At 35.9% G+C, this 13,936-nt stretch carries 13 protein-coding genes; 5 read left to right on the top strand and 8 right to left on the bottom strand.

The features are described from left to right. From zwf to A9G23_RS07485, 3 genes are all read right to left on the bottom strand, one after another. Positions 1 to 1,461, bottom strand: coding sequence for a glucose-6-phosphate dehydrogenase (gene zwf / locus A9G23_RS07475; RefSeq protein WP_065586991.1), 1,461 nt, complete (start codon positions 1,459 to 1,461; stop codon positions 1 to 3). Positions 1,462 to 1,632: 171 nt separating this feature from the next. Then, positions 1,633 to 1,917 carry a 50S ribosomal protein L25 gene (gene rplY / locus A9G23_RS07480; RefSeq protein ID WP_065586992.1) on the bottom strand — a complete coding sequence of 95 codons (285 nt, stop codon included), beginning with the start codon at positions 1,915 to 1,917 and terminating at the stop codon, positions 1,633 to 1,635. A 185-nt stretch (positions 1,918 to 2,102) separates the two neighbouring features. After that, a complete protein-coding gene (locus A9G23_RS07485; RefSeq protein ID WP_065586993.1) occupies positions 2,103 to 2,975 on the bottom strand; it encodes a D-hexose-6-phosphate mutarotase in 873 nt (290 codons plus the stop codon). A gap of 194 nt (positions 2,976 to 3,169) precedes the next feature. On the opposite strand from A9G23_RS07485, the gene hemW reads away from it, so the two are divergent. Next, positions 3,170 to 4,297: a radical SAM family heme chaperone HemW gene (hemW, locus tag A9G23_RS07490; protein ID WP_065586994.1), complete on the top strand. Its 1,128-nt coding sequence runs from the start codon at positions 3,170 to 3,172 to the stop codon at positions 4,295 to 4,297. Between the two features lie 254 nt (positions 4,298 to 4,551). On the opposite strand, the gene A9G23_RS07495 is transcribed toward hemW, so the two are convergent. Together A9G23_RS07495 and A9G23_RS07500 are read right to left on the bottom strand one after the other, a co-directional pair. Then, positions 4,552 to 5,520 (bottom strand): sugar kinase, encoded by a 969-nt coding sequence (locus A9G23_RS07495; protein ID WP_065586995.1) that lies wholly within the window; start codon positions 5,518 to 5,520, stop codon positions 4,552 to 4,554. Between the two features lies 1 nt (position 5,521). Continuing rightward, complete coding sequence (locus tag A9G23_RS07500; protein WP_176700244.1) at positions 5,522 to 6,349, bottom strand: DeoR/GlpR family DNA-binding transcription regulator; 828 nt, start codon at positions 6,347 to 6,349, stop codon at positions 5,522 to 5,524. A 345-nt stretch (positions 6,350 to 6,694) separates the two neighbouring features. Between A9G23_RS07500 and A9G23_RS07505 the strand changes: the two genes are divergently transcribed. Genes A9G23_RS07505 through A9G23_RS07520 form a run of 4 tightly spaced genes read left to right on the top strand, consistent with a single transcriptional unit; the run spans position 6,695 to position 10,406 of the window. After that, positions 6,695 to 7,549 carry a tagatose bisphosphate family class II aldolase gene (locus A9G23_RS07505; protein WP_065586996.1) on the top strand — a complete coding sequence of 285 codons (855 nt, stop codon included), beginning with the start codon at positions 6,695 to 6,697 and terminating at the stop codon, positions 7,547 to 7,549. 11 nt (positions 7,550 to 7,560) lie between these two features. Further along, positions 7,561 to 8,481 (top strand): 1-phosphofructokinase family hexose kinase, encoded by a 921-nt coding sequence (locus A9G23_RS07510; RefSeq protein ID WP_065586997.1) that lies wholly within the window; start codon positions 7,561 to 7,563, stop codon positions 8,479 to 8,481. Positions 8,482 to 8,492: 11 nt separating this feature from the next. Beyond that, complete coding sequence (locus tag A9G23_RS07515) at positions 8,493 to 9,911, top strand: PTS fructose transporter subunit IIC (protein ID WP_065586998.1); 1,419 nt, start codon at positions 8,493 to 8,495, stop codon at positions 9,909 to 9,911. Between the two features lie 57 nt (positions 9,912 to 9,968). Beyond that, positions 9,969 to 10,406 carry a PTS sugar transporter subunit IIA gene (locus A9G23_RS07520; protein WP_065586999.1) on the top strand — a complete coding sequence of 146 codons (438 nt, stop codon included), beginning with the start codon at positions 9,969 to 9,971 and terminating at the stop codon, positions 10,404 to 10,406. A 423-nt stretch (positions 10,407 to 10,829) separates the two neighbouring features. On the opposite strand, the gene ribD is transcribed toward A9G23_RS07520, so the two are convergent. The 3 genes from ribD to thrC all read right to left on the bottom strand — a co-directional run bounded on the left by ribD (position 10,830) and on the right by thrC (position 13,926). Beyond that, the gene (gene ribD, locus A9G23_RS07525; RefSeq protein WP_065587061.1) at positions 10,830 to 11,939 is read right to left on the bottom strand and encodes a bifunctional diaminohydroxyphosphoribosylaminopyrimidine deaminase/5-amino-6-(5-phosphoribosylamino)uracil reductase RibD; all 1,110 of its coding nucleotides are present in this window, start codon (positions 11,937 to 11,939) and stop codon (positions 10,830 to 10,832) included. 14 nt (positions 11,940 to 11,953) lie between these two features. Beyond that, positions 11,954 to 12,406: a transcriptional regulator NrdR gene (gene nrdR / locus A9G23_RS07530; protein WP_065587000.1), complete on the bottom strand. Its 453-nt coding sequence runs from the start codon at positions 12,404 to 12,406 to the stop codon at positions 11,954 to 11,956. A gap of 230 nt (positions 12,407 to 12,636) precedes the next feature. Beyond that, the gene (gene thrC, locus A9G23_RS07535) at positions 12,637 to 13,926 is read right to left on the bottom strand and encodes a threonine synthase (protein ID WP_065587001.1); all 1,290 of its coding nucleotides are present in this window, start codon (positions 13,924 to 13,926) and stop codon (positions 12,637 to 12,639) included. Positions 13,927 to 13,936 lie beyond the last annotated feature (10 nt).

Raw genomic sequence — 13,936 nt, forward strand, 5'->3', positions numbered from 1 at the left:
TTATTCAAATTCGTGCCATGAATGCCCATCTTTAGTGATTAAGGCAACGGATGCGACTGGTCCCCAAGTTCCAGCTTGATAAGTTTTTGGTGGTTCTTTTTCTGTTTCCCATGCACTAATAATTGAATCAACCCATTTCCATGCAGCTTCAACTTCATCACGATGAACAAATAACGCTTGGCGCCCCCGCATAACTTCAAGTAATAAACGCTCATAGGCATCAGCGCTTTGTTGGTGAAAAGTTTCGCTAAAACTTAAATCAAGTTTCGTGGTTTGTAAATTGTGAGTACTATCTAATCCCGGTACTTTGTTTAAAATTTCAATATCCATTCCTTCATCAGGTTGTAAACGAATCGTCAATTTATTTTGTGGTAATTGTGGATAAAATTCACTAAATAAATTAAGCGGTAATGGTTTGAAATAAACAACGACTTCAGAACATTTGCTCGGTAAACGCTTACCTGTACGTAAATAAAATGGAACGCCCGCCCAACGCCAGTTATCAATATCAACTCGAATCGCAACAAATGTTTCGGTATTGCTTTTTTGATTTGCGCCGTCTTCTTCTAGATAGCCCGGTACATTAACACCATTAACAAATCCTGCTGTATATTGTCCACGAACTACTTTTTCGCGTATATTGGTTTTATTAATTGGCCTAAGAGCATTTAGTACGGCTATCTTTTCACTACGTAAGCTATTATCTTCTAGGTTAGCAGGTGGTGACATGGCAATCATGGTTAATATTTGTAATAAATGATTTTGCACCATATCACGCATTTGGCCGGCTTTATCAAAATACCCCCAACGACCCTCAATACCTACTTGCTCAGCTACCGTAATTTCGACATGATCAATAGAATTACGATCCCAAAATGACGCAAATACTGTATTGGCAAAACGTAAGGCTAAGAGATTTAGTACTGACTCTTTACCTAAATAATGATCAATACGATAAACTTGTGATTCACTAAAGAATTTAGCCACCGAATCATTGATTTCACGAGATGATTGCAAATCAGTTCCAAGTGGCTTTTCCATCACAATGCGGTTTTGTGATTGATTTAAACCTGCAGCAGCTAGACCTTGGCAAATAGTTCCAAAAGCACCTGGATGCATTGCAAAATAGAAAATAGCGGGATGGCCTGAATCAAGTTTATTTTTCAATCCTGCAAAACCAGCACTATCATTAACATCTAATTTATGAAAATCCAATCGTTGACTAAATCTCCGCCAAATACTATCGTCTAACGGCTCCGGCATAAATGAGATGAGTGCATCTTTTGCAACTTCACAATAAGCAGCATGATCCCAATCAGCACGTCCTACGCCTAAAATCTTGGTTTGTTCAGGTAGTTTTCCATATTTTTCTAGTTGATATAAAGACGGTAGTAATTTACGTCTTGTCAAATCCCCTTTAGCACCAAAAATAACTAAATCGCAAGTTGGGATATCAGACATGGTTTTCTCCTAGGATGGTATAATGTAATTATTCTATTATGTTGGATGGTTAGTGTACAGGTTAAATCATAACAATAGGCATTAGCCTACATTAGCTCTAAAACAAAAAGGTCACCACAGTGGTGACCTTTTGCTTGAAACAAAGAATTGAATAATATTCCAATACATAAATTATACGCGTACAAAATCCATATGAACTAATTTTGGTTTAAATGCATGACGTTGTACTGCTTGTACTTTTACTTTAACTGCTTTTCCGTCAACCTCGATAGTTAACACTTCAGAATAAAAATCTGGTTTTTCTTGCATATTAAAGATTTGGTTGTGATCAAGCACAACAGAGATTGCAGGTTCAGTTCCACCATAAATGATGGCTGGGAATTGACCAGCGTGACGCAGGCGGCGGCTCGCACCCTTACCATGCTCTTTTCTAACTTCAGCTTTGAATGTAAACATATTTATTTCTCTTAATGATTTAAAATAAAAGCCAATTACAGGCGACCCAGTAGTTGACTATCAAACTAGCACTTTAAAAAGTGGTGGGTGTGGATTATAAAGTGTTATCCCTGTAAACGCAATCAATTAATCTTATTACCAATGAGTAAAACATTGATTGCGTATGTGGCATAAATTATGAACGCTTAGAGCAATTCTATGCGAAAACCATAAGTAAATTTCTTATTGGAAGATAATTTCAATGGTTTTGTGATACAACCGGCTTCGACACAAACCATTGATTTATATTCATCATCGCCAAAATCCTCCATGGCTTTAGCTTTATTTATCCATGGATTCCAAGTAACTACATCACTGACATTAGTGTTGGTTAATTGAATTGTTCGGATGCCATCAGTTATCGTTAGTTGTTTACTCGCATCAGTATAAATACGGTCGACTTCTTGATTAAAAGTTAATTGGCCTACTGTTGCTGGTTTGTTTTCAACTGCAAGTCGTTCTTGATAAGTTTCACCTAAACCTTTGACCACAACATGGTCAATGTTATCAATACCAAAATAAGTATGTAGCGCACTAGTTATATCAAAGTCAGCATAACAGCTTAAAGTAACTTCACAAGTTTTACCTAAATGAAGATTTAATGACACAGTAAAAGGTTGGTGACAATAAGGTTCTGTCTGCTGATTATTAGTAAGAGACAATATGAGATCAACGCCATTATCATCCTCTTTACAAGAGTCTAATTTCCATTCAACAATACGCGCAAAACCATGAGAAGGACTCCCTAATTGACCAAACCAAGGCCAGCAAACGGGTACCCCTCCTCGAATAGCCACCCCTTGTTTAAAATTTGTTTTGTCGCTTAGCCAAACAACGGGGGTTTGTTCAGTAGCGGGTTGCCAAAATAACAAATGTGCACCTTGTAATGTAACCGCTGCCTTGCAAGTTTTATGGTGAATAACCACAATAGGGAGTTCACCATAAGTCGATTGCTTAACCGATGGGCTTAGTGATACGCCTGATAAGCCACTATCTAAAATCGCTTTATATATACTCATACTTACTCCTAAATAATAGATTTAATCAATAATTAATATCGGAATATATCGATAATTGTACGCTTTTTAACTTAATAATAAAAACACTATAGATGCCAAAAGCTTTTTTTAATAAACTGGAGTAAAATGGCACGCTATCAAAATAAGATAATATAGGTTATTTTTGTTAAAAAGTTTCAGGAAAGACTACGTTTATGTATAAAATCCCAATGAGCTTGTATATTCATATGCCATGGTGTGTACAAAAATGTCCTTATTGTGATTTTAATTCACATACCGTAAAAAAAACGCCAGATTATGAAGCTTATGTAGAGCATTTGATTAAAGATTTACAGCATGATGCTGTTTTTTGCTCAACCCGCTCAATTTATTCAATCTTTATTGGCGGAGGTACACCGAGCCTGTTTTCTGCTGAATTGATTGATAAATTATTATTGAATATAAATAAGATTATCCCCATAAATAAGAATGCAGAAATCACCATTGAAGCCAATCCAAATTCTGTAGATATAGAAAGATTCAATGGTTATCAGCAAGCAGGTATAAATCGAATATCAATTGGTGTGCAAAGTTTTCAAGCCGATAAGCTGGTTAAATTAGGGCGGATACATGATCCCAAAGAAGCAATCACAGCAGGAAAACTAGCCCAAAAATTAAATTTAAGAAGTTTTAATTTAGATTTAATGCATGGATTGCCAAATCAAAGTATTGATGATGCCATATATGACTTAGAACAAGCCATTGCTATCGCGCCGCCTCATTTATCTTGGTATCAATTAACTATTGAGCCCAATACACTATTTGGATCAAAACCCCCCGTTTTACCAGATGATGATAAACTTTGGGAAATTTATCAACGAGGTCATCAATTATTGACAAGCCATGGTTATCAACAATATGAAACTTCGGCTTATTCTAAAGAAAATTTACAATGCCAACATAATTTAAATTATTGGCGATTTGGCGACTATTTAGGTATTGGATGTGGTGCTCATGGTAAATTAACACAACCTGATGGCAAAATTATTCGCACCATAAAAACGCGTCACCCAAAAGGGTATTTAGAAGGACGTTATTTAGATAAATATTATACGGTACCGGAAGAAGATCTGCCCTTTGAATTTTTTATGAATCGTTTTAGGCTTTTTGAACCAACGCCTAAACACGAGTTTGAACAACGGACTTCTTTACCTTTACAAACAGTTGAGAAACAAATAGCGACTGCCATTGGAAAATGCTATTTAATTGAAGATAAACAAAACTGGCAAATAACAGAGCATGGAAAGCTATTTTTGAATTCGTTATTAGAGATATTTCTATAAATAAATTATTGATATATATAAACCTATAATTAAATCACATTAATATTTACAATTATTTAACATAATAGGAGCTAACTATTTAATCAATAATTCACATAACTTTACATACATTTATCCAAAAAACGTGCATAATATCTCTCGACAATGCATTTATTTCATTGTTTTTCCTATTCCTTATGTTTTCCCAATAACTTTGTTATTGGGATTTTTTTGCCTGTAATTTTGATAACCCCATTGCTTTAAGCTTTTAATTATTACTTGATAAAAGCACAAGAAAGAAATTGTTTTAGTTCAACTAATGTGGAAGTTCCTTCCATAGGACCTTTTTTAGATACGGCTAATGCGCCACTCGCATTGGCATATTGCAATGCTTTTTCGACTGAATAACCTGCCAACATTAAACTGATAAATGTTGCACCAAAACAATCTCCCGCGCCTGTTGGATCAACGGAGTTTATTGTATATCCCCCAATGTGCAATATTTGTAAATGACCTTGCTTATCAATTCCATAATAATTAGCACCTTTAGAACCGCCTTTTACCACAATGTGCTTAATTCCTTTGTTAAGCAAATTAATCATGGTTTGTTGCTCACTTTCACCATTATGGTGAGAAAAATAACTAACTTCACTTTCACTCGGTAAAAAGATATCGGTATATTCCATTATGTAATCAAAAGATTGCTCCATTTCGGGTATATCAAACATCTCTTTACGTAAGTTAGGATCGAATGAAATTGTACCACCTTTATTTTTGATAATATCTATTGCTTTACGCATAGCATCAATCACGCGAAACGAATAAAGCGATGACCCCATTACATGTAAATGAGTACAATCTTTTAATAAGTTTTCATTAATATGATTAAATGAAAGTAAACCACATGCGCTATTTGGAATATTAAAAATGAAATCTCTTTCGTTAGCACCTTTATAAGTAACAAATGCACTGCCGGTATTGGCTTTATGATGTGAAGTAATGCCATCAATAATTACACCGTCATTTTTGAGGCGACTAATACACATTTTGCCAAAGGCATCTTTTCCGACACAACTAAAAAAGACAACAGGAAAACCTAATTTTGCAACTTGATCTGCAAATATTGCGGGAGCACCACTAACAAAAGGACCGATAAACTCTCCTGTTTGATCGAAACGTTGATTTTGTGTTTTCGCCAAAAACTCAACCAACAGCTCACCTATCGTGCAGATTTTAAAATGCATATTATGTCTCCAAGATGTTTTGATAAGTCACACAATATTTATTGGAAATCAGCTGATCAAAATGAGTATCTAATAATTGTTGATGATATTCAGTCACAGCCGGTCGTGACAAAACCACCATATCAATATCAGTTAGTATCCCAATGCTATTGTTATCATTATGGGCGATGCGTTGTGGCAAAATGCCGATAGTATGTGCCGCTTTTTTCATTATTTGTTGATAAGTTTTAACTTGTTCTAAATTTTCAATAATCAATTGATTATCAGAATTAATTGCACTTAATTCAATGATAAAATGCGTCACTGAAAATTGATTCAAGACAAAGTTAATCATCTTGTTATCTTGCAAAATATTGCCATCAAGTAACACGCCACCAACAACAATCACTTCAGCATCGGTAAATTCTTTTGCTAATTGTGCGTTACTAATATCATTCATAATAAGTATTAATGATTTTTTGCTATGTAAAAATGGAATCAATTTCCTTATTAAATTGCCATGGCTTAAAAACAACGTATCACCATCATTAATATAACTTAAGCAGACTTTGACTAATTCAATATCACGACAATCACTAACACTTTGTGTATAACTTGGGGTAATGGTACTAGCCTGATTAAACACACTCTCTGGAGCAATATAAATCGCTCCACCAAAGGATCGCTTTAAATATCCTTGCTGCTCTAAATAAGTTAAATCTTGACGAATAGTCACATTCGAGACTTGAAGCAATTCTGATAACTCATCAACTTTAACTTCGCCTTGCTGACGAACTATTCCTGCAATTTGCAATCGTCGCTTTAATAGGGCTGAAGATGCTCTAGCCAATTTGATTTCCCATGCTGTAGATAAAAATAAAGAAGCAGTGATAATAGAATTAATCCTATACTTGGTCAACATCAAACTAGATCAATGTTTTACCTTATAAATCATATTAATAATGCTTAACATATTCTTTATTCGGCAGCCCCTATATACATATTAACCATCAAAACGAAAATTTATAAATTATTTTTATTTCGTTTCGAAAGTAAAGTTGAATTTTGTGATCTATCTCACGTGATTACCACTAGAATAACTTACGTTTTGAAAGTATATTCATTAACAATAAATTTCAAAAAGAAAGTTATTGGCCCAATATCAATCGAAACCAAATTATTAAGGGAAAGTCATATGTCTATCATTTCAAGCCACAATATGTTAAAAAAAGCGCAAACAGAACACTACGCTGTACCTGCCTTTAACATCCATAATTTAGAAACCATGCAGGTTGTTGTCGAAACTGTCGCCGAATTGCAGTCCCCTGTCATTTTAGCAGGCACACCTGGGACATATAGTTATGCCGGAACAGAAAATATTATTGCCATTGCTGATGAGTTATCGAAAAAACATAACATTCCATTAGCAGTTCATTTAGATCATCATGAACAATTCGACGATATAGCTTATAAAATTAGCGCCGGTATTCGCTCGGTGATGATTGATGGTTCACATTTCCCATTTGAAGAAAATATTGCGATTGTTAAACATGTGGTGGATTACGCCCACCGTTACGATGTCAGCGTTGAAGCTGAACTAGGCCGTCTTGGCGGCGTTGAAGATGATCTCGTTGTTGATGCAAAAGATGCTTTATATACCAATCCTAAGCAAGCAATAGAATTTATTGAAAAAACAGGAATTGACTCTCTTGCTATCGCCATAGGAACCGCACATGGTCTTTATAAATCAGAACCAAAACTAGATTTTGAACGCTTATCAGAAATCCGTTCAATGGTTGATATCCCCCTTGTATTACATGGTGCATCTGGCGTGCCAGAAAAGGATGTCCGTGAGTGTATTCGACGTGGCATTTGTAAAGTCAATGTCGCAACCGAATTAAAAATTGCATTTTCAGATGCCCTAAAACAGTATCTTATTGAACATCCTGATGCTCATGATCCTCGTCACTATATGAAACCGGCAAAAGCAGCAATGAAAGATATTGTCAAAAAAATTATTGCGACATGTGGATGTGCTGGCAAATTATAGAGGTTGAGATGATGATCTATACATTAACACTTAACACGGCCATCGATATGAATATTCATTGTCATGGGCTTAACCCTAATAGCGTCAATCGCACATTACACACGAAATATAGTCCCAATGGTAAAGCAATCAATGTTGCAATTGTCTTACATAACTTTGCTAAACCAACTTGTGCACTAGGCTTTTTTGGCGGGTTTTCAGGTAAATATATTACCGATGAACTGACAAAAATGCAGATTGAAACAAAACCCTGTTTTATTGACGATATTACCCGTATCAATATTTTTATTAATGATGGACAAAATGAATATAAATTGGTGAGTAAAGGTCCATTTGTACCGAACGATAAAAAAATCGAACTGCTTACTATCATTGAATCATTAGTCAACAATAGCTATTTAGTTATCAGTGGTAGTTTACCCAATAATGTTGAGCCTGAATATTATGAAACGATTTTAGATTTATGTAACAAAAAAAATATTCAAGTTATTCTTGATATTAGTCACAAAAAATTAAGCCAGTTACTTACCTACAAGCCACTATTAATTAAACCTAATGATGATGAAGTCAAAGAGATTTTTGGTTTTGAAACCAGAACCACATCACAAATCATTACCACGCTAGAAACGCTACACGTGCAAGGTGCACAAAACATTTTATTAACCATGGGGGCTAAGGGACTCTACTTTTCTAATGGGGTGCATATTTGGTATTGCAATGCTGTAGCAATCAAATTAATCAGCTCTGCTTGTGCTGGTGATGCTTCACTGGCGGCTTTTCTTAGTGAATGGTTGCCTGAGCAACAACATATTGAAAAATCAATGAAAAAAGCATCTGCGACTGGTGCTAACGTGGCCGAATCAGATGGATTAGGTTTATTAGATAAAGTCAATATTTATATGGATCAGCTTGAAGTGACCCAAATAAAGTAAGGGGGATTATTATGAAAAAAATATTAGCTGTAACAGGCTGCCCAACGGGCATTGCCCATACCTATATGGCAGAAGAAGCCTTGAAAGCGGCTGCTGAAAAAGCAGGCGTTGAAATTAAAGTAGAAACCAATGGTGCAGGTGGGGTTGATAATGCCATTACCGATATAGATCTTGCGAGTGCAATGGGTGTTATTATAGCAGCAGATAAAGATGTCAATCCAAACCGTTTTGATGGATTGCCTGTTATTGAAGTCCCTGTCAAAGATGGTATTCATAAAGCAGCCGCACTAATTGAACAAATCACTTCAGGTAAGGTTCCTATCCGCAAAAGCGATAAAAACGACACCAAAAACTCGGTTTCACCATCTAACCCAATAGATGTAAAAGAATCGATGGGTCGACAGATTTATAAACACCTTATGAGTGGTGTCTCTAACATGTTGCCTTTTGTTGTTGCTGGTGGGGTATTAATTGCACTCTCTTTTTTATGGGGAATCTATTCAGCAGATGAAACCAATGCACAATATAATGAATTTGCTGCATTATTGATGAAAATCGGCGGCCAGGCATTTGGTATTATGGTGCCAATCTTTACCGGTTTTGTCGCTTACTCTATAGGAGGAAGACCTGGAATGGTTGCCGGTTTTGTTGGCGGATTGATTGCCAATATGACCGGAGCTGGTTTTTTAGGTGGCATTATTGCTGGTTTTGCTGCGGGTTACTTGATGCTTTATGTCAAAAAGTGGTTAGGCTGCTTGCCTCGTTCATTTGAAGGACTAAAGTCTATTTTTATCATGCCATTAATCGGTGTCTTTGTGATCGGTGCCGGCATGTATTTACTAGGCGGACCGATTGCAACCATTAACAATGCCATGAAATCATTCCTTGAATCATTACAATCCGCTAATCCTATTTTACTTGGTATAGTAATTGGAGCCATGTGCTCTTTTGACTTTGGCGGTCCTGTCAATAAAGCAGCCTATGTGACTGGCACCATGCTACTAGGTGAAGGTAACTTTTACTTTATGGCTGGAGTTTCTGCTGCGTGTATTGTGCCACCTTTTGTGATTGCTTTTTCAACGACTATTTTCCGCGACAAAGCATTTACTGAAGAAGAACGTGCAGCCGGAATGGTAAACTATATTTTAGGTTCAACGCACATTACCGAAGGCGCCATTCCTTTTGCGGCAAAAGATCCATTACACGTGCTCCCAATCATGATGCTATCATCGGCCATTGCTTCTGTATTAACTTTCTTAAGCCAAATTCAAGTCCCTGCTCCCCATGGTGGTTTTTTAGTACTGCCATTGGTAAATAAACCTTTTCTCTGGGTGGGTTGTATTTTCGCTGGTGCACTTATTGGTGCCATATTATTAGGTTTAATACGTATTCATCAAAATCGACAATTAGCAATTAAAGTCACAGTATAATTAACCAGTTGATATATCGATAACTTTTCGGTATATCAAAATTAATAAGGACGACAAATGAGTCATTTAAAACTGACAACTAATGATATTTCAATCATAAGCGGATCTCACTCTAAGCAAGAAGCCATTCAGTCAATATCTGAAGCGATGATCAAAGCCGGTTTAGTTAAAGATGATTATACCCAAGCTATGTTTGATCGTGATGCGCAAATCTCAACCTTTTTAGGTAATGGCATCGCAATTCCGCATGGTACCACAGACAAACGTGATAGTGTCATCGAAACAGGGCTAAAAATAAATTATTATCCTGAAGGAATCTATTGGGATGAAGATAACAATATTGCTTATGTTGTCATAGGGATAGCAGCAAAAACCAATGAACATCTAGATATTTTACGGCAATTAACTCGTGCTGTAATTGCTGAAGATACCCTTGAACGCATTAAAGCAATTAATACCACTGAAGATTTATTAAAAATATTACAAGGTAGTTGATATTAATCATCCCATGATGAGATTGTATTCTCATTCATGGGATTGATGTTTTTATGTTACTTAATACTAGTTGGCATTAGCTGTTAAGCTTAATCTTTGATTTAAATATAAAGTTATTTTTAAGATGTGAAATATTTAAACCTATTATCGATAATGCTCTTATTATCTATTTCCAATAATACTAAATTCCTTTTAAAGCTAAGACTAAAGACAATAAATTGTTCATCGATGTCAAAATAGTAACATCTATAATCTTCATAGTTCATAGATATGATATTTAAATATCTAGTTGCGATTGAAGGTATCAGTTAAAAACAAACAGACATCCTAATTTAAAATCAAAACCCAGATTTGTAGTTTTATAATCAATCCCATTTTAGCTTTTGACTATATCGCTTAATAGATGATTTTTTGTTAATAGAATTATATCCGTTTTAAAATAACTCGCAGATCTTCGCCTACCATAACAACCGATTCAAATCGAAAATTTGGCGCCATTGATAGATTTTGTAAGTTAGGTAATATACACATATCTTTTGCATTATGACCAAGTAATTTAGGTGCGTAATAGATAATCAATTCATCAATTAAGTTTTGTTCTATTAGAGCACCAGCTAGCTGAGCACCCGCTTCAACCCAGACAGAATTAATACCTTTTTGACCTAAAATTGTCATTAAATGCACTAAATCAATATTATTTTTTGGTGAGGATTCAACTATTAATTGAGTGTTAGGCTTATTGATGGAAATAGCTTGCTTCCGCACTACCCATATTTCGCCTAATTGCTTAAAAAGATTCTCATCACCGGTTAATTGATTTTGGCCATCAATAATGACACGAATAGGCTGCCGAATATTTTCGGCGGAATAAACTTGTTTTATATCATCAGGTAACTCAGCATGTCTAACCGTTAAACTCGCGTTATCGGTTTGTACCGTTATGCGGGTACTTAAAATACAACTTGCCTGTGCCCTAAACTGTTGTACATCTTGTCTTGCCGCGCTTGATGTGATCCATTTGCTTTCGCCCGATGCCATTGCCACTTTACCATCAAGAGAAGTGGCAAGTTTAAGTTGTACATATGGAAATCCTGTTCGCATTCGTTTTAAAAAGCCTTGATTGAGCGTTTCAGCCTGCCTATCGAATACCCCAACAACCACCTCAATTCCCGCATCACGCAATCGTTTTATACCATTGCCCGAAACATTTGGATTGGGATCTTGCATGGCAATAACAACACGTTTAATTTGCGATTTGATTAGGGCATCGGCACAAGGTGGCGTTCGACCAAAATGGCTACAGGGTTCTAGTGTTACGTATGCTGTTGCATCTTTAGCATTATTCCCGGCCATTTGTAGTGCATAAACTTCAGCATGTGGTAGCCCTGCTTTTTGATGATAACCTTTACCAATGATTTGATTGTCTTTTACAATCACACAACCAACATTAGGATTTGGTGATGTGGTAAAACGACCAAGCTTAGCTAGCTCAATCGCTTGTTGCATATAAAAATAATCATTGTCGTTTATCATCGTCATCTGGGGTATTATTTCTGTTGTAACTTGGCAATTTCATTACTAAATTGTTCGATATCATCAAAACTAAAATAGACCGAAGCAAAACGAATATAAGCAATTTTATCTAAGTTTTTGAGTTCTTCAATCACATAGTCACCAATTAATTTTGCTGGAACCTCGCGTTCACCGGTTGCTCTAAGTTTGGATTTTATACGTGTTATCGCATCTTCAATGGCATCAAAACTCACTGGGCGTTTTTCAAGTGCCCTTTTGATACCATTACGTAATTTATCCTCATTAAATGGTTCACGAACTTTATTGCTTTTAATGACATTAGGCATAATTAATTCAGCAATTTCAAATGTGGTAAAACGTTCATTGCACTCGACACACTGGCGACGGCGACGAACTTGATATCCTTCACCGACAAGACGTGAATCAATCACCTTTGTATCATCTGCATTACAAAACGGACAGTACATAACAATATCCTTATAATGACATAATTAAGCTTACAATAGCTGAAAATTTTAATTTAAACAAGGTTGATTAGTATCTTCTATTTTTAGATAGGGTGGTACAAGTAAATTTAAGCATTGAAAATGAAGATGATGACTGTGAGGATAAAATTGGCTAGTCAATGAAGTAAACAAATAAGGGGCACTATCATTAAGTAAAAAATGCCGTCGCCTATTGGGCAACGGCACAATATTTACCAATCTAAGTTAATTAAAAAATCACGTAATTTGGCAAAATCATCAGGCATATTATGGGAAAGTAATGTCATATCTGCACGTTCCGCTAGCGCTTTTGGCAGTGGAATTGACTTGCCAAGAATATCTTCAACCACCTCTTTAAATTTAGCTGGATGCGCCGTACCTAAAAATAGACCATATTCACCGTCTTGCAGTTGATCACGTAATACACGGTAAGCAATTGCACCATGGGGCTCTGACAAATAATTTTTTTGATTAAGTTCACGAACGGTCTGCTTAGCAACTTCATCAGACACAGCAGCATGACCAAGTGATTTAAGTGCCCAACCTTCTCTTTTATAAATTTCCTCAATTCGAGGCCAATTATTAGGTTGGCTAACATCCATTGCATTAGATAGCGTTGCAACTGTTGCGTGAGGTTCCCATTTTCCGGTTTCTAAATATCGTGGTACGGTATCATTCGCATTTGTTGCAGCAATAAAGCGTTTAATTGGTAAACCCATTGTTTTTGCAAGCAAACCAGCTGTTAAATCACCAAAATTACCACTTGGTACTGAAATCACAAGTTGTTCACGTTGCTTAGGCGTTAGTTGTGCATAAGCTTCAAAGTAATAACAAATTTGCGCTAGCAATCGGCTAATATTGATAGAATTAGCAGAATTCAAACCAATGTTAGTTTTTAATTCCTCATCATCAAATGCTTTTTTAACTAACGTTTGGCAAGCATCAAAGTCACTTTGAATCGCAATAGTATGGATGTTATCACCAAGTGTACAAAAAAGTTTTTCCTGTAATGGGCTAATTTTTCCCGCGGGATATAAAATTACGACCCGAATATTAGGTAAATGATAAAATGCATGGGCGACAGCGGCTCCAGTATCACCAGATGTAGCGGTTAAAATAGTAATTTTTTTATCTGCTGCAACTTGGACTAATGCTTGCGCCATAAAACGTCCACCAAAATCTTTAAATGCGAGCGTTGGCCCGTGATAGAGTTCTAGTGAGCCAATATCTGCTTCTACCGATTTTACAAGGGCAGGAAATTGGAACGCATTGTTAACAAGCCTATGCATATCATCAAAGCTGATCTCATCACCAATAAAAGCAGATAAGATTTTAGCACTACGAGTCACAAAATCGAGTGTTAATAATGATTCAATTTCGTTTATAGAAAACTTAGGTAGCTCTTGAGGGAAGAATAAACCTTGCCCTCTTCCTAATCCTTGTTGCACCGCATCAGCAAAACTAACTTGCTGGTAATGATCTTTTAAGTTATACAATTTCATAATATATTCC

It is taken from the genome of Gilliamella sp. App4-10 (assembly GCF_001690495.1).
Classification (GTDB): domain Bacteria; phylum Pseudomonadota; class Gammaproteobacteria; order Enterobacterales; family Orbaceae; genus Gilliamella; species Gilliamella apicola_G.

Coding starts and splice junctions, on each gene's coding strand:
- zwf (WP_065586991.1), bottom strand. CDS start 1,461: ATGTCTGATATCCCAACTTGCGATTTAGTTATTTTTGGTGCTAAAGGG.
- rplY (WP_065586992.1), bottom strand. CDS start 1,917: ATGTTTACATTCAAAGCTGAAGTTAGAAAAGAGCATGGTAAGGGTGCG.
- A9G23_RS07485 (WP_065586993.1), bottom strand. CDS start 2,975: ATGAGTATATATAAAGCGATTTTAGATAGTGGCTTATCAGGCGTATCA.
- hemW (WP_065586994.1), top strand. CDS start 3,170: ATGTATAAAATCCCAATGAGCTTGTATATTCATATGCCATGGTGTGTA.
- A9G23_RS07495 (WP_065586995.1), bottom strand. CDS start 5,520: ATGCATTTTAAAATCTGCACGATAGGTGAGCTGTTGGTTGAGTTTTTG.
- A9G23_RS07505 (WP_065586996.1), top strand. CDS start 6,695: ATGTCTATCATTTCAAGCCACAATATGTTAAAAAAAGCGCAAACAGAA.
- A9G23_RS07510 (WP_065586997.1), top strand. CDS start 7,561: ATGATCTATACATTAACACTTAACACGGCCATCGATATGAATATTCAT.
- A9G23_RS07515 (WP_065586998.1), top strand. CDS start 8,493: ATGAAAAAAATATTAGCTGTAACAGGCTGCCCAACGGGCATTGCCCAT.
- A9G23_RS07520 (WP_065586999.1), top strand. CDS start 9,969: ATGAGTCATTTAAAACTGACAACTAATGATATTTCAATCATAAGCGGA.
- ribD (WP_065587061.1), bottom strand. CDS start 11,939: ATGATAAACGACAATGATTATTTTTATATGCAACAAGCGATTGAGCTA.
- nrdR (WP_065587000.1), bottom strand. CDS start 12,406: ATGTACTGTCCGTTTTGTAATGCAGATGATACAAAGGTGATTGATTCA.
- thrC (WP_065587001.1), bottom strand. CDS start 13,926: ATGAAATTGTATAACTTAAAAGATCATTACCAGCAAGTTAGTTTTGCT.